This window comes from Butyrivibrio hungatei NK4A153 (assembly GCF_000424465.1).
Classification (GTDB): domain Bacteria; phylum Bacillota; class Clostridia; order Lachnospirales; family Lachnospiraceae; genus Butyrivibrio; species Butyrivibrio hungatei_A.
Map to the genome: position 1 here is coordinate 168,266 of NZ_AUJY01000008.1, position 15,827 is coordinate 184,092.

A 15,827-nucleotide genomic window follows, 5' to 3' on the forward strand; every position below is an offset into this window, starting at 1 on the left:
AGGATTAAAAATGACTAACAAAGAAATACTGGAAATAGCGCTTCGGCAGTCGGCGGAAGACAACGGTTGCCGTGCGGAGGATTTTTTGTCGGATAAAAATGTTGTTGTTCCGTTCAGGCTAGGTGAGAAGGCGCGCAAGTACTATAAGGAGCCGATAACGTGCAATTTCATTACGTACGGTAATAACGTGGTTGCGGCTTCATCGGATGAAGTTGCGGATATTGTAAAAGAGTACGTCGGAAAGTTTGAGTTTTATCACTGCTTTGAGACGCCAAATATGAATTGGCTCATTGAGAGGATTGAAAAACTTGGGCATAAGGTGTGTTTCATGGCAGAGTTCTTTTTGCCCGATATTGAAAAGATGCCGGTGCTTGAGTGCTCATATGCTACAAGGATTCTGGGACCTAAGGATTTCAAGGCGTTGTATCTTCCGCAGTGGAGCAATGCACTTTGCAGTGCCCGCAAGGAACTCGATGTTCTTGGAATGGGCGCGTACGATGGCGATAAGCTTGTGGGATTTGCAGGGGCTTCTGCGGACTGCGACGATATGTGGCAGATAGGAGTGGACGTTCTTCCCGAGTATAGGCGGAATGGAATAGCGTCAGCTCTTACTAATATGCTGGCAAAAGAGATACTTAAACGCGGCAAGGTTCCGTTTTATTGCTGTGCGTGGTCGAATGTAAGGTCGGCAAGAAATGCGATAAGAAGCGGATTTGTGCCCTCGTGGGTTGAAGTAACGGTGAAGCCTGCGGAGGTTGTGGACGGAATGAATAAATGACAACAATGGAAAGGACTATAGACTTGGAAAAAGAATACAAGATCATAACAGCCACGGAGGAAGACCGTGAGGAGATATTGGCGCTGTATAAAGCGCAGATCGGAAGGGAACTTTGCCCGTGGGATGAGTATTATCCGTCGAATGAGACAATCGATGCGGATTTTGCGCGTGACGGACTGTTTGTATTAAAGGAAGACGGGATAATAAAAGCTGCGATTTCGATTGATGAAGATGAGGAAGTTAACAGGCTTCCCTGTTGGGATAAGAATCTCGAACCTGAGGGAGAGCTTGCTAGGCTTGCAGTCCTTCCTGCGGAGCAGAATAAGGGACTTGCAAGGATAATGCTTAAGCATGGCATGGAGGAGCTTAAGAGACGCGGATGTAACGGAATTCACATACTTGTCGGTAAGTACAATACCAAGGCAATCCGCTCATATGCGGTATTTGGATTTAATGAAGTGGGCGAGTGTCATTTGTACGATCAGGATTTTTTATGCTATGAAAAAGAGCTGTGACATGATCCGGCAGAGAGAACTATTACTAAATAAAAGCTTTGGAAGGTAATTATTCATGAAACAAAATGGACCACAAACCCCGTCCCCCGGGACCAAAAGCACTTTGCTGCAGAACAAATTTGTAGTATGTCTGTTGGCGGTATTCTGTTGCCTCTTGTGGGGGAGTGCGTTCCCGAGTATCAAGGCGGGATATGAGATGTTTGAGATCGGCGCGCAGGACAGCGTGTCGCAGATTCTTTTTGCGGGAATAAGATTCTTGCTGGCGGGAGTGCTGACGATCATTTTCGGAAGCCTCCTTCAGAGAAAAGTTCTTTTTCCCAAGAAGACATCATGGAAGATGGTCTGCACTCTCAGTGTTTTTCAGACGATGCTGCAGTATTTTTTCTTTTATATAGGACTTGCGCATGCATCGGGAGTGAAGTCGTCGATAATCAATGGGATGACAACGTTTTTTGCGATTCTTTTGGCATGCCTTGTAAGGAAGCAGGAGCACCTGTCTTCGGAAAAGATAATCGGCTGCCTTCTCGGAACTGCGGGAGTTATCATTGTCAGCTTGTCAGGCGGAAGTATCGGTGCGGGATTTGCGCTTAACGGCGAAGGCTTTATCCTGATCGCTGCGGTTTCGTATGCAATTTCATCGGTGCTTATAAAGGAGTACTCCGTAAAAGAGAATCCGGTGACGCTCAGCGGATATCAGTTCCTTATTGGTGGCTTTGTCATGATGGTTGTAGGATTTGCGGCAGGTGGAAGGATTCACCTGACAAGACCGATTGGCATTCTGCTTATCATATACATGGCATTGATATCGTCGGTTGCGTACTCGATATGGGGGATTTTGCTCAAGCACAATCCTGTATCGACGGTTACGATCTACGGTTTCTCGAATCCAATCTTCGGAGCTCTTTTGTCCGCATTCTTCCTTGCTGAGTGGGATAAGCTGAGTCTTAGGTATGTGACGGCTCTTTTGCTTGTCAGTCTGGGAATATATGTGGTCAACAGAAAGTAAAGGCGTTCAATTCCTCCTGTCGTCTGAGTCACAGAAAAATATACTGTATATCGTAAAAATATGTTAAAATGAATCAATAACGCATCAACGTAGTAATAACAGAGTGTACTGAAAATTTCCGGGGAATGGCGTTTAAGGGATGCTTGATCCGGTTTGTAAAAGGCAGGAGGAACTGTTTTATATGAAAGGTACTATCAAAGAAAAGCTTACGTTAGTTGTAATTCTCATTGTCGTCGCGGCAATGGTCATTTCCTCGGCAGTTATTGTCGGAACGTCGGGTGGCAAGCTTACCGGACAGCTTACAAATCAGCTTCAGATAAACGCTGATAAGTATGCAAATTCGATTAATGCCTGGATTGAGATGGAAAAAGGTCTTAACAGTGCAGGTGCTGCGGCATTGGCTGCACTTCCCGACAAATCCTATAATGTTGAACATGCTCAGCAGATGGTCACGACGCAGGCTGCCGGACATTCTGAGTTTCTTAATCTTTATTATGGTATGGCAGATAAGACACATCTGCAGATGGATCCAAATGCAAAGCCGCCGGAGGGCTACGATCCCACACAGAGGGGATGGTACAAGGCAGCAGAGGCAGCAGGAACGACCATAGTGACAGATCCGTATATGGACGTTTTGATTGGCGGTATGTGTATCACTATCGCAACGCCTGTTTACAGGAACGGCCAGCTTGCGGGCGTTCTCGGAGCAGATTTTACCCTTGATTATATCGCAAATGTTGTCAACAGCATTCCGTACAGCAAAGGCGAGTACGGCTTCCTTGTTGATGCAAGCGGCAATTACATAATGCATGAAAATGATGCGTTCCTTCCGGGGGAAGAGACGGCAACGGCTGTGCTTAACGTTATGCCGGGCATATCTTCGATAATTACGACGCCGGGTAGCGAAGTGGTTCTTACGAAGGACTACGATTCCGAAAAGAATTACATCGCAACATCCACTATAGAAGGCTGTAACTGGGCGCTTGGTCTTGTTATGCCAAGGAAAAACGTCAGCGGCACCATAACACAACTTATCGTAACTGCCATAATTATTACGTTGATAGCAATAGCTGCTGTAATTGTTATTATGACAAAGCTTATAGGTGTGCAGCTTGCGCCTATGGAAGAAATGAAGTCTTTTGTAAAAGAGAAAGTCATAGGCAATGAAAATATCAAGCAGACCCGCTCAGAGACGGAAGAAATAAGATATCTTTTGACAGAGCTCGAAGACCGCGTCATTGATACGATACATAAGACTAAAGACGAATCGCAGCTTATAAAAGACAAGATGACGAGTGCGTCCGATAAGATTACCGATATCAAAGACAGTATTTCCGAGATAAATGAAGCGATGCAACGCACGGAGGGAGGCATAGAGACCCAGACGGCCAGCATCCAGAACATTGACAAGATATGTGATAATGTTATGACTGCAACGGAGAGCTTTGCGGCTGATACCAAGAGTATGAGCGACAGAACCAATGAAGTGATCGGAAGAGTTAAAGAGATGGTTCCCGAGATCCTTGCAAACAAGAATCATGCGGTTGAGATGACGAACAGGGCAAAAGAGGAGCTTGAAGAAGCTCTTAAGGGAATTCAGGTAATTGAGCAGATTGTGAATGTGGCAAGTGCAATTCAGGATATCGCAAGCCAGACAAATCTTCTTGCACTCAATGCCAGCATAGAAGCGGCAAGAGCGGGAGAAGCGGGCAAAGGTTTTGCGGTTGTCGCAAGTGAGATCAACAGCTTAAGTACTACAACAGGAAATGAGATTGATAAGGTAAATGCACTTACAAACGAAGTTACAGCCAATGTAAATGAGCTTTCGAGAGTAAGTAATCAGATCATCACATTTCTTACCGACAGAGTGCTTAAAGATTATGATAATCTTGAGACTCTTGCGAAGAATTACATGGATGATGCAAATTATTACAGCGACATAAGTAAGGGGCTTGGCAGCGGTGCCAAGGAAGTAAGCACATCCGTAGCCGATATCAACAATGTACTGGAAAGAATAAATTCCGTGCAGAAAGAGCTTGGCGAAGCGGTTCGCGATATCTCGAACAATATGCAGAGTATCACAGAATACAGTGCGAATGTTTCGGGTGAGACCAAGGATGTAATGGATAGCATCATAAATCTTCAGGATACAACAGATAAGTTCAACGTATAAGGCGGTAACCCCTTTGCCGTGATATATATAAGAGTCTGCAACTGTCAGAAAATAGGCAGTTGCAGTTTTTTTTATATCATATGAAATTGCTTTGCAACTCTTTGTTCTTGATTTAAATACAACTGATATTTATAAAAAAGTTGTAAAATTCGCTAAAAATCCGTAAAGATTGTCAAGATTTACGTAAATGCGTAATAGGGTGGTATAATCTATAATATAGGAAAAGAACGGAGGAAGGGCGCTATGCAGGAAAATCATTTAAAACGCACTTGTAAACTAGTATTTCTAATTCACGTAATTACGACTTTTTTTTCAATTGTCGGTCTAATGTCGCAGATCACAATGTCAGATCTTGCTCCGATCAGAGGAATTATCCCTTTGATAATGGTTATATTGGTATTTATCGCAGATTCGGTGTATCTTTTCATCAGTAAGGGTGGAGTTACATATATAAGAATACTTGCGATCACATATTCTATAGTTTATTGTGCAATGCTTAACAGCGGGAACACGGGTACGACATATCCATATATGATCCCATTTTTGATCGTATTTCTTCTTACACTTGATAGCTTAAGTGTAAAAGTCGGAGTTATCGGATTTGCCGTTTCCAATCTTATAAGAGTAATACTTACTATTACTACTTCAGCGAATATTCAGAATGATATCGAAGTTATCATGATAGAGGCGATCATTTCAATCCTTACGGTTGTTACGATCCTTAAGGGTTATGGGCTTCTTTCAAGATTCTTTGAGGAATCACTTGATGAAGTTACATCGGTTTCGGATAAAAATAAGACTATCACCGAAAAAATCACGGAAGTTGCCGACAGTGTAGTGGAAGACGTTTCTTCCGTAAGCGAAGCGCTTAAAACTATCGGTGAATCTGTAGAGCTTCTTGATGAGACTATGGAAAACATCATGGTTGGAACGCAGAATACCGCTGAGGCAATTACTCATCAGACAACCCAGACGCATGATATTCAGGATATTATCGATGATACCAAGAAGAGTGCGGACATAGTTGAGAACATAAACAACGAAGCTGCAGATGCCCTCAAAGAAGGCATGGGTGTCATGGAATCCTTGTTTGAAGAGGTTGAAAAAGCCAGAAAAGCAGGAGAAAATCTTCAGACAGCTGCGGATGAACTTCGTTCCAACACTGAGGATGTAAGCGGAATCACAAGCATTATCCTTTCAATTTCATCACAGACCAACCTTCTTGCACTCAATGCCAGCATAGAGGCTGCAAGAGCGGGCGAAGTGGGTAAGGGATTTGCGGTAGTTGCCGATGAGATCAGAAATCTTGCCGAGCAGACAAGAAATGAGACAGAGAATATTACACGTATTATTGAGATTCTTACAGCGAATGCCGATACAGTCGCTGACTGCGCTACAATAAGCTCACAGTCTGCAATCCGCGAGACTGAATATACACAGAGCGCATCCAAGAAGTTTGAGTTTATCAGTGAGAAACTTGCGGAACTTAGTCAGGCTATCAATGATATTGCTAATTTCATTTCATCACTTAGCAGTGCAAATAACGAGATTGTAGACAGCGCCAGCACGTTGTCAGCTACGAGTGAAGAGATAAGTGCAAGTTCGACCGAGGCTTCCAAGGCAAGTTCAAGAAACGTTGAACTCGTTGCACAGTTCAAGAAGTCTATGGACGGTATTATTGCGAAGATTGAGGAACTTCAGAAATATACACAGGGATAAAAGAGAATACTAAAAAGCAATCAATATAAGGGTTGTGGAAAGCAAAAACTTTTCACAACCCTTTTTCTTTGGACTTTGGTGAAGCGATATTGCTTATTACGGCCTTATTTTTGCAAAATGCGGATTTGCGGAGAGCGGATGTTGCTCCTCGTTAAGTATCCTGAATTGTGAAGGCGGATAGCCGGTGGCTTTCTTAAATGCACGTGTGAAAGCTGTACAACTTGTAAAGCCGGCCTGATAGGAAATATCTGTGACGGTCAGTTCGGGATTTGAAAGAAGCGTTTTGGCATAGCTTATTCGCATCTGCTGAAGATATTGATATAAGGTCATTCCGGTGTATTCGGAAAAAATCCTCTCGAAGTAATATTTGCTGAAACCTGCATGAGCAGCGACGCTTTCAAGAGTCAGATCTTCCGTAAAGTGCTCTGAGAGGTAGCTGCATACATTGCTCAGAGAGGCATTGTTTTTAAAATTAGTCGAAGCTGAGGCAGACTCGGGCTCACGGAAAAGATTAATGTTTTTTCCGCAGAAAGCAATAAATTGCATAAGAATTGAATAAATCTCAAGTTCATCGTAAGGTGCGAGTTCTGAAAAAGATATAACTTCGTCGTCCATCTCTTCTTCGTGCATATGAACCCGCGGTGCGGAACCGAAATATAACTTCATTATCGTATCGATAAGGCCACACAGATAATTATATATATCAGGCGGACATGTCTTTTTCTTAATGTGCAGAGCGGGGGACATAAGACGGAATGCCCGATCCATTTCTTTTAAATTGATTATTCCGGAAAAGTCGGCTTGAATGTACACTCTGGTTCCCGGTGTCGGAGAAAAAATCTCATGAATAATGGTGGGGCAGATTAATAGAATGTCATCTATTTCGACATGATAAGTCTGATTGGCACAGATTACCTTGTAGGGAGCTTCTTTTGGCCAGATAATCTCGATATCTGTGTGCCAGTGCGGTGGAAAATCGGCGTGCAGACGGTTTATGAACATCCGCAAACTTGTGTTGATCTTGTGTCTGACATTTTCTTTGGTGCTTGAATAACAATATTTCATACTACAAAAAGAACTCCTGAAATAATAAAAAACGGTGCAAAATCATAAAAGGCAATTTTTGTTTTATGATACAACATTATAGCATGAATTGATGGTAAAAATGTCTAACAGCTCAGCATTATGTCATAATTTATGTAGATAAATAATGTAAACTGTGAAAAAATGCACAAACAATAGAGCAATTTTGGTATGGTAGATGGCAATTTTCCACACGCGTAAAAAAGTAAATTATTATAGAATTATGTAAAGGAATGAAACAGTTTATTGTTTCATGAAGGAGAGATTTTCAGAGAATCTGAAAAGTAACAAAGGTATTTATATGATAGGAGGGTAAGATATGAACAAAAAGGTATTGGCTACTTTTTTTGCAACGGTCTTGGCAACTACTACGCTTGTTGGATGTGGTGGAAGTTCTGCCACTACGACACCGTCGGCAGGTGGCTCCGGAGCTGATGCGACGGCGCAGGCAAATTCTTCTGCGGGAAAGCAGACGGACGGAAAGAATCTACCGACACTTACAACTGAGCCACTTGAAATAACTCTTTGGGACATAGCTACGGAGGATCCGGCAAAAACCACGCAGGAAGGTGCTGTGCAGAGATTTATGAAGGATTATCCGAATATCAAGGTTAATCAGGTACATCAGCAGAATGACAATTATAAACAGCAGCTTGTTGTTGCGATGAGTTCGGGACAGGCGCCTGACATCTATGTTCACTGGGGCGGTGGTCCTATGGCGGAGTATTACAAATCAGGTTTTGCCAACGATCTTACCGAAATGTATGCAAAATACGATCATCCCGAATTTATAGATGCTGCGGTTGCGCAGTCGACATATGACGGAAAGATGCTTGCTATTCCTTTCGGCGGACTTTCGGGCTGTGATATTTTCTATAATAAGACAATCTTCAAAGATCTTGGTCTTGAGGTTCCCAAAACGATTGATGAACTTGAGGCTGTTTGCGAGAAACTGAAAGCAAACAATATCATTCCGTTCTCACTTGCAAATGCATCAAAGTGGACAGGCTCAATGTATTACATGTATCTTGTTGCACGTCACTCCGGAAATGCTGAGTTTGACGCGGCTTATACACAGGAAAACGGCGGAACATTCACAAGCGACGCATTTGTTTATGCAGGCTCCAAGATTCAGGATTGGGTTAAAAAAGGATATTTCCCTGATGGCGTTAATTCACTTTCAGCTGATGATAATCAGGACAGAGCACTTCTCTATGACGGTTCGGCTGCAATGATGCTTCACGGTGCATGGCAGGTATCGGGAATAAAAGCGGACAGCGAAGAGTGGTACAACGAAAATGTCGGCGTATTCCGTTTCCCTGAAGATTCGGAAGCAAAGGCAAAGGGCGTTCCTCAGGATGTAGAGATCGGTACAGCAATCGGTATGGGAATGTCATTTAACTGCTTCAAAGATGATAAAACTGTGGATCAGGAAAAACTTGACGCATGCTATGTGCTTGCAACACAGTATTACAATGATGACACATATAACAATGACCAGCTTTCAAGCGGAACACAGCCTTCAATTAAAGGAATGGAAGAAAATATCGACGATCCTAACATGAAGGTTATAGCTGATGTATTCTTTAATGCTTCCAATGTACAGCTTTGGTATGATCAGTATCTTCCCGCATCAGTAACGGAAGTACACAAGAACTGCATGACTGAGCTGTTTGGCCTTGAAAAGACACCGGAAGAGATTGGAAAAGAGCATGATGATGCTATGAAGAAAGCTATTGCCGAACAGTGAAAATAAAAAGCAATGCGCATAGATCGCTGCCTGCGGGGAGTTTTTCCTGCGGGCAGCGACTGTTATAAAAAAGTGAAAATGCGGCAGGAAGGAGTTTATGTGAAAAATGAAAATAATATAGGGCTTGCACAGGCCAGAGCCAAAAGCACGGCAAAAGCGGCAACGGTCTTTCTTATACCGGCTCTTTTGCTTATAACGATATATATAATCTATCCGGTCATTGATACTTTCGTGATAAGCGGATATAAGTGGAACGGTATTTCATCCGACAGGATTTTTATAGGAACAGAGAACTGGGTATCACTCTTTAAAGATGAGATGTTTTGGAAATCTTTTAAACATAATCTGATCGTCATGGTATTCTCGATTCTTTTGCAGATACCCATGGGTATGCTTCTTGCAACATTCCTGGATGCGGGAGGAAAAAAATTCAACATATTTAAAATCATCTGGTTTCTGCCATATCTAATGAGTTCTGTTGCGATAGCTTTCCTTTTTGTATATGCACTTGCAACAAATGGAGGAATTGTTTCATCACTCGCTACGCTTATTATGGGTAAGAAAACTACGATAGATCTTTTGGGAACCGCGCCCAATGCGCTTTATACCGTAATAGGCGTTATGGCGTGGCAGTTTACACCTTTTTACATGGTCTATTTCATCGCCGGATACGGAAACATCGATACATCGATATACGAGGCGGCTATCATCGACGGCGCAACAAGATGGCAGTATATAAAGCATATTGCGATTCCTCTTTTGGGACCTATTTTCAAGACCGCATGCACGATGTCTCTTATAGGTTCGCTTAAGTACTTTGATATGATCTGGAACATGACTCAGGGAGGGCCTGCAGGTTCGACGGAACTTATGGCTACATACATGTACAAGCTCTCGTTCCAGCAGTTCAATATGGGTTATGGTTCGGCAGTGGCAGCAGGAATGTTCCTTCTTATAACGGCTATCGCGTTGATATTTAACAAAGTTTTCAAGGTTAAGGAGGAATATTGAGTATGGTCAATCCAAATATGAGTGAAGCGGATTATCGTAAGTCCAAGATAAAATCGAGGATCGCGTGGGGAGTAGCTATATTTTTCGCATGCATCTGGCTGGTACTTACGCTTACACCGTTCTTCTTTATGATAATAAATTCGTTCAGAAAACAGTTTGATATGCTGCAACAGGGCGTTTTCCATCTGCCCGATCCGTGGTTCTTTGATAATTATGTAAATGTTGTTTCGCATGGATTTTTCGGATATTTCTTAAGAAGTGTGATCGTGGTTGCGATATCGCTTGTGCTTATGCTTGCCATTTCGGCATTTGCGGCATATCCGCTTGCAAGAATGAGCTTTAAATTAAATCCGTTCATTTATGCGCTTATCGTAGCTATGATGTCGGTTCCGATGCACGTTACTTTGATACCTATCTTTAAGCTCACAACATCGGTGGGGCTCTACGATTCGCTCGGATCGCTGATAGGACCTTATGTTGCATTTGCGCTTCCGATGTCGGTGTTTATTTTGACGGCATTTATGAAAACGATTCCGAAGGAAGTGGAAGAGTCTGCGGAAATTGACGGATGCAACCGCTATCAGAACTTTTTTAAGATGATACTTCCTCTTTCCAAATCGGGACTTTCGACGCTTGCGATTTATAACGGCGTTTCGATGTGGAATGAATTTGCTTTTGCCAACACCTTGCTCATTACTCCCGAGAAAAAGACATTACCTCTTGCACTTGGGCAGTTTAAGGGCGAACATTCGCTTGATATTCCGATCATCTTGGCGGTACTGACTCTTTCGGTGCTTCCCATGATAACTCTTTTTATCGTTTTCCAGGATAAACTTGTAAAAGGAATGATGGCAGGCGCGGTTAAAGGCTGAAAACGGCGATATAAACAGAACTTACGGGAATAAAAACTTTTTTAATGTAAAGGAAGGGGCCTATGATAATTTACGTAGATGCAAGTGCTGAGCACGACGGAAACGGAAGCAGGAATTTACCTTTTAAAAGAATAAACGAAGCGGCGAAAGTTGCGATGCCGGGAGATGAGGTTGCTGTTGCGCCCGGAACTTACAGGGAATATGTCAATCCGGTCAATCCCGGAACTTCGGAAAATCGAATAACTTACAGAAGTGAGAAGCCGCTTGGCGCCGTTATAACAGGTGCCGAGAAGATCACGGGATGGTCGAAGTTTAAGGGCGGTGTGTGGACGGCACGGGTAAAAAACAGTATCTTTGGCAGTTACAATCCTTACACGACGCTTGTTTACGGCGACTGGTATTTTGCGACGCCAAATAAGCATACGGGCTGTGTGTGGCTTAATGACGAGGCGCTGTATGAAGCTCTTAGTATCGATGAGTGCGCTGAAGGAAAAGTTTACGAGTGTTCGTGGGATCCCGAGAATTCCAAGAGAAAATGGTACGCAGAGCAGGATAATGAAAATGACGAGACAGTTTTTTATGCCAATTTCGGCGGAGCGGATCCAAATAAAGAAAATGTCGAGATTACCGTAAGGCGCGAGTGCTTCATGCCTGAAAAAGAGGGCGTTGGCTATATAACCGTAAGTGGCTTTAATATAAACAAAGCTGCGACGACGTGGGCTCCTCCCGCTGCTTATCAGGACGGAATGATAAGTCCGCACTGGAGTAAAGGCTGGATAATAGAAGACTGCGAGATCTGGGGCAGTAAGTGCGCGGGCATTTGCGTTGGGCGTTACTACGATCCCGAGAATAGCAATTTTTATACAACAAAGCATGTTAAGAGTCCTACTCAGATGGAGAGAGATTCTGTGTGCCGCGGTCAGTATTACGGATGGTTAAAAGAAAAGATCGGCGGACATATAATCCGAAGAAACAATATTCACCACTGCGAGCAGGGCGGAATCATTGGCCGTATGGGCGGAGTGTTCAGCGTTATCGAGGACAATCATATTCATCACATAAACAATATGATGGAGCTTGGAGGAGCCGAGATAGCGGGGATAAAGATGCATGCCGCAATCGATGTTGTAATGAGACGAAATCATATTCACCACTGCACAATGGGAATCTGGTGTGACTGGGAGGCGCAGGGAACAAGGATAACGCAGAACCTGTTGCACGACAATCAGCGTCCTTCTTTTGCAAAGCAGTTGCAGGGCGGTATGACTTGTCAGGATCTGTTTGTTGAAGTAAGCCACGGACCTACGCTTATCGATAACAACATTTTATTGTCGGATGTTTCGCTCAGGATAGCAACTCAGGGTGTTGCGATGGTACATAATCTTTGCGCGGGCTCTTTTACCTATGTCGGAGACGGAACGACCTGGAGATATACGCCTTATCATATGCAGCACAGAACGGAAGTTATGGGCTTTATGACAATCCTTCATGGGGATGACAGGTTCTACAACAATATCTTCATACAGAAGTGGCCGGCCGAAGATCTTGAGCTTTTAAATGATTCTGACCCGGATGAGAAGTATACGGAGAACAGGAAAGTCGGAACATATTGCTTTGACGAATATCCTACTTATGATGAGTGGATCCCGCAATTCGATATGGAGACGGAATATCCAAACATGAGGAAGCATGAAGATGCGCACTTTAGCCATCTTCCCATATGGATTGACGGAAATGCATACTTTGAAGGCGCACTTCCGTGGAAAAAAGAGGAGAATGCATTCTTCGATGATTCGGGAAAGGTATACGTTGATGTGGTTGAAAAGGATGGTGAATATTTCCTTGATACAAATATCTACGAGGCACTTGGCGACTTTAAGGTCTGTATGATCTCGACCGAGACTCTCGGCGAAGCGTTTGAACCTCAGCAGAAGTTTGAAAATCCCGATGGAACCCCGATTACTTTCGATGTGGATTATCTCGGAAACCACCGAGGTGCGGGCATTATCCCCGGACCGTTAGCTTCAGGGGATGACGCTAAGAATAAGCTTTACGCGAAACTTGATATTGAATAAAGATTAATTAAAGGAGCAGCTGTCACGTTGATAGCTGTTTCTTTTTATTGGAGAGCAAGTTTCCAAATTGGAAAAAATATTTTATCTTATTTGTGCATTTGATGTATTATTTTTTTCCAAAGAGTCAAATAGAATTATTCCATAAGCGATTATTTACTATAGAAAGGAACAACGGATGAAACTTAAGTTGCATGAAAATATAAAAAGATTAAGAAGAGAGAGAAATCTGACGCAGGAAAAACTTGCAGAGATATTGGGAGTAACTGTCGGCGCGGTGTCTAAGTGGGAGAATGGAAACAATACACCGGATATAGTGATGCTGGCAACGATAGCAAGCTTTTTTGATGTGTCAATCGATGTCCTTTTGGGATATGACATGGCATCTAAGAAAGCCGCGAAACTGGTTGAAAGTATAGATTCACTTGTATGTGAGCACAGATTCGATGAAGCGGAAAATCTTTCAAAAGATGCCATTTCAAGGTACCCTCATGATTTTTCTGTCATCTACGCATCTGCCAAACTTTATTGTGTGAAGGCGCTTGAGAATATGGATAAGGAAGATGCGCGTAAGGCAATGGGGCTTTTGACAAGATCTATGGATTATATATCGCAAAACACAGATCCTGACATAAATGATTTCGTGATAAGAACGCAGATCGCGTACAATTACATGATCATAGATGAAAAGGCCGCCCTTGAAATGTTTAAGGAAATCAACTTCGGTGGGATAAACGACACAATCCTGGCGTTTGTGTATCTTCAGAACGGAGAAATAAATCAGGCACTAAATTATAGTACATCGGGCATAATAAACCACCTTGGCGAACTGATAGGTTCTACGGCATACATGATTCTGGCTCTTTCCGGAAAAGGTGGAAAGACGAATATCGGTGAGGCGGTCTGCATCGCGGATACGATGATCAAAGTAATCGATTTTTTTGCAAAAGACGAAGTCGGATGCTTTTACAAATATAAGGCTTTTTACCATGCGATAAAGGCATATCTTTGCGTTTGCATGGGAGACTTTAAAGGAATGAAAAAGAGTATTTCCGAGGGAAAAAAACTTGCAGCGTGCTTTGATGAAAAAAGTTCAAATGACATGGCGAAGCAGCTTAAGTTCTATCATTCGGACAAGAAGCAGTATTACATGATTGATAGCATCGGTGAAAATGCGACTTTGGGAATAGGTGCGTTTTTTTCAAAGCAGCTTGCGAAGATGGCATTTATCGATAAAGAAGCGCTTAAAATGATTAATGATTATTGGGACAAGAATTGATGAAGGGGGCTGTAAAGAATTTAAAATGAAATTTCGGGAAAATATTAAAAAACGATAAAGCGATTATAAATAATTTATAAAGTATTTACAGCACTGATTGAATTGTATAAAATATTATGATAGGTTATTTCCTCAGAATGAAATAGGAGGCGTAATATGTTCAAAAAAGTGTTAACAATTTTACTGTCTGCAGTGATTTCTTTGTGCTCACTTGCAGGTTGTGGTGCAAGTGGCGGTGAGGAAGGAATTTCTGAGGCAGAAGCTGTTAATGAGAATGAGCTTCCTTCAGGAGATATTAATCTCAGAGTATGGGGATCTGAAGAAGATACAGATCTTATTAATCAGATCATATCAAGTTTTGAAGCTGAATATTCCTCACAGGCAAAATTCAATATTACATTTGAAGCTCATAGCGAGTCTTCTGCCAAGGATGATATTCTCGGTGATGTTCTCAATGCACCTGATGTTTTTACTTTTGCGGATGACCAGTTGCTTGCGCTGATTGCGTCGGGTGTTCTTAAAGAAGTTCCCAATGCTTCGGAAATATCAGGAAGAAATCTTGCGGCTTCAAGTGAGGCTGCTTCTTTTAACGGAAATTTGTATGCTTATCCTTTGACAGCGGATAATGGATATTTTCTTTTTTATGATAAAAAGTATTTGACTGATGAAGATGTGCAGACTATGGACGGAATCCTTGCTGTTGCTGAACGGGAGGGCAAAAAGTTATTCATGGAACTGACTTCAGGTTGGTATATTTATTCATTTTTCGGTAATACAGATATGGAAATCGGTCTTGATGACGACGGAATATCTACTTTCTGTAACTGGAATGCAAAAAATACCAAGATAAAGGGTGTGGATGTTGCACAGGCTATGTTGGATATCGCTCGCAATCCGGGATTTTTGAGTGCGGTTAATGATGACTTTGGCGTTGGGGCTGCAAATGGAACTATTATTGCGGGAATTAGCGGAACATGGGATGAAAACGAGATTAAGGAAGCATGGGGCAATGATTATGCTGCAACAAAGCTTCCCACATATACTGTTGCCGGGCAGCAGCTTCAGATGTCAAGCTATGCGGGATATAAGCTAGTAGGTGTCAATTCGTATTCTGAAAATACTGCTTGGGCAAATAAGTTTGCCGATTGGATGACAAATGAACAGAATCAGAGTCTCAGATTCTCGATGAGAGGTCAGGGACCTTCAAATACAGCAGCTTCATCTTCAGGTGAAGTTGCTCAGTCAAAGGGACTTCAGGCACTTCAGAAGCAGGCTGAGTTTGCAAGTCTTCAGAGAGTCGGTGGAACATTCTGGGATCCTGCAACAAATTTTGGAACAATTATAAGCGAGGGTAATACTAAGGGCAAAAATCTGCAGACACTTTTAAATGAGATGGTTACCGACATTACAGGTATAGAATCAACAGGAGATGCGGAAGGTGCTGAGACTTCGGGAGAGGAAACAGATACAGAAGAGGCAGCAGAAGATTCTGCGGAAGAAACTGCGGAAGAGGGTGATAGCTCGGATAGTGATGACGGCGCAGAAGCAAGTTCTGAGGCAAGTGAGTAA

12 protein-coding genes are annotated in these 15,827 nt (G+C 42.6%); 11 read left to right on the forward strand and 1 reads right to left on the reverse strand.

The window, feature by feature from the left end; all coding sequences use genetic code 11:
- Window positions 1–10 precede the first annotated feature (10 nt).
- The 5 genes from G628_RS0106505 (at window position 11) to G628_RS16630 (ending at window position 6,191) form a co-directional block, all read left to right on the forward strand.
- On the forward strand, window positions 11–778 hold the full coding sequence (locus G628_RS0106505; protein WP_027208772.1) for a GNAT family N-acetyltransferase: 768 nt from the start codon (window positions 11–13) through the stop codon (window positions 776–778).
- Entirely contained in the window at window positions 775–1,293 is a 519-nt protein-coding gene (locus G628_RS0106510; protein WP_242827186.1) for a GNAT family N-acetyltransferase, read from the forward strand. The genes G628_RS0106505 and G628_RS0106510 overlap by 4 nt, the downstream gene beginning before the upstream one ends.
- Before the next feature lie 55 nt (window positions 1,294–1,348).
- A complete protein-coding gene (locus G628_RS0106515; protein ID WP_051199060.1) occupies window positions 1,349–2,299 on the forward strand; it encodes a DMT family transporter in 951 nt (316 codons plus the stop codon).
- A 181-nt stretch (window positions 2,300–2,480) separates the two neighbouring features.
- Window positions 2,481–4,472 carry a methyl-accepting chemotaxis protein gene (locus G628_RS0106520; protein ID WP_026654292.1) on the forward strand — a complete coding sequence of 664 codons (1,992 nt, stop codon included), beginning with the start codon at window positions 2,481–2,483 and terminating at the stop codon, window positions 4,470–4,472.
- A 327-nt stretch (window positions 4,473–4,799) separates the two neighbouring features.
- Entirely contained in the window at window positions 4,800–6,191 is a 1,392-nt protein-coding gene (locus G628_RS16630; protein WP_196803718.1) for a methyl-accepting chemotaxis protein, read from the forward strand.
- Window positions 6,192–6,287: 96 nt separating this feature from the next.
- Here G628_RS16630 and G628_RS0106530 read toward each other — a convergent pair whose 3' ends face one another.
- Window positions 6,288–7,256 (reverse strand): AraC family transcriptional regulator, encoded by a 969-nt coding sequence (locus G628_RS0106530; protein WP_026668376.1) that lies wholly within the window; start codon window positions 7,254–7,256, stop codon window positions 6,288–6,290.
- A gap of 337 nt (window positions 7,257–7,593) precedes the next feature.
- Here G628_RS0106530 and G628_RS16635 point away from each other — a divergent pair, with 337 nt between their 5' ends.
- The 6 genes from G628_RS16635 (at window position 7,594) to G628_RS16645 (ending at window position 15,827) form a co-directional block, all read left to right on the forward strand.
- The gene (locus G628_RS16635) at window positions 7,594–9,024 is read left to right on the forward strand and encodes an extracellular solute-binding protein (RefSeq protein WP_034461903.1); all 1,431 of its coding nucleotides are present in this window, start codon (window positions 7,594–7,596) and stop codon (window positions 9,022–9,024) included.
- A 99-nt stretch (window positions 9,025–9,123) separates the two neighbouring features.
- The gene (locus tag G628_RS0106540; RefSeq protein WP_026668375.1) at window positions 9,124–10,035 is read left to right on the forward strand and encodes a carbohydrate ABC transporter permease; all 912 of its coding nucleotides are present in this window, start codon (window positions 9,124–9,126) and stop codon (window positions 10,033–10,035) included.
- A gap of 2 nt (window positions 10,036–10,037) precedes the next feature.
- Window positions 10,038–10,907 (forward strand): carbohydrate ABC transporter permease, encoded by an 870-nt coding sequence (locus tag G628_RS0106545; RefSeq protein WP_242827187.1) that lies wholly within the window; start codon window positions 10,038–10,040, stop codon window positions 10,905–10,907.
- A 62-nt stretch (window positions 10,908–10,969) separates the two neighbouring features.
- Window positions 10,970–12,982: a right-handed parallel beta-helix repeat-containing protein gene (locus G628_RS0106550; protein ID WP_027208774.1), complete on the forward strand. Its 2,013-nt coding sequence runs from the start codon at window positions 10,970–10,972 to the stop codon at window positions 12,980–12,982.
- Window positions 12,983–13,157: 175 nt separating this feature from the next.
- Entirely contained in the window at window positions 13,158–14,258 is a 1,101-nt protein-coding gene (locus G628_RS18065) for a helix-turn-helix domain-containing protein (protein WP_051199061.1), read from the forward strand.
- Between the two features lie 156 nt (window positions 14,259–14,414).
- Entirely contained in the window at window positions 14,415–15,827 is a 1,413-nt protein-coding gene (locus G628_RS16645; RefSeq protein ID WP_081670586.1) for an extracellular solute-binding protein, read from the forward strand.

Coding starts and splice junctions, on each gene's coding strand:
- G628_RS0106510 (WP_242827186.1), top strand. CDS start 775: ATGACAACAATGGAAAGGACTATAGACTTGGAAAAAGAATACAAGATC.
- G628_RS18065 (WP_051199061.1), top strand. CDS start 13,158: ATGAAACTTAAGTTGCATGAAAATATAAAAAGATTAAGAAGAGAGAGA.
- G628_RS16630 (WP_196803718.1), top strand. CDS start 4,800: ATGTCGCAGATCACAATGTCAGATCTTGCTCCGATCAGAGGAATTATC.
- G628_RS16645 (WP_081670586.1), top strand. CDS start 14,415: ATGTTCAAAAAAGTGTTAACAATTTTACTGTCTGCAGTGATTTCTTTG.
- G628_RS0106530 (WP_026668376.1), bottom strand. CDS start 7,256: ATGAAATATTGTTATTCAAGCACCAAAGAAAATGTCAGACACAAGATC.
- G628_RS0106505 (WP_027208772.1), top strand. CDS start 11: ATGACTAACAAAGAAATACTGGAAATAGCGCTTCGGCAGTCGGCGGAA.
- G628_RS0106545 (WP_242827187.1), top strand. CDS start 10,038: ATGGTCAATCCAAATATGAGTGAAGCGGATTATCGTAAGTCCAAGATA.
- G628_RS16635 (WP_034461903.1), top strand. CDS start 7,594: ATGAACAAAAAGGTATTGGCTACTTTTTTTGCAACGGTCTTGGCAACT.
- G628_RS0106520 (WP_026654292.1), top strand. CDS start 2,481: ATGAAAGGTACTATCAAAGAAAAGCTTACGTTAGTTGTAATTCTCATT.
- G628_RS0106515 (WP_051199060.1), top strand. CDS start 1,349: ATGAAACAAAATGGACCACAAACCCCGTCCCCCGGGACCAAAAGCACT.
- G628_RS0106550 (WP_027208774.1), top strand. CDS start 10,970: ATGATAATTTACGTAGATGCAAGTGCTGAGCACGACGGAAACGGAAGC.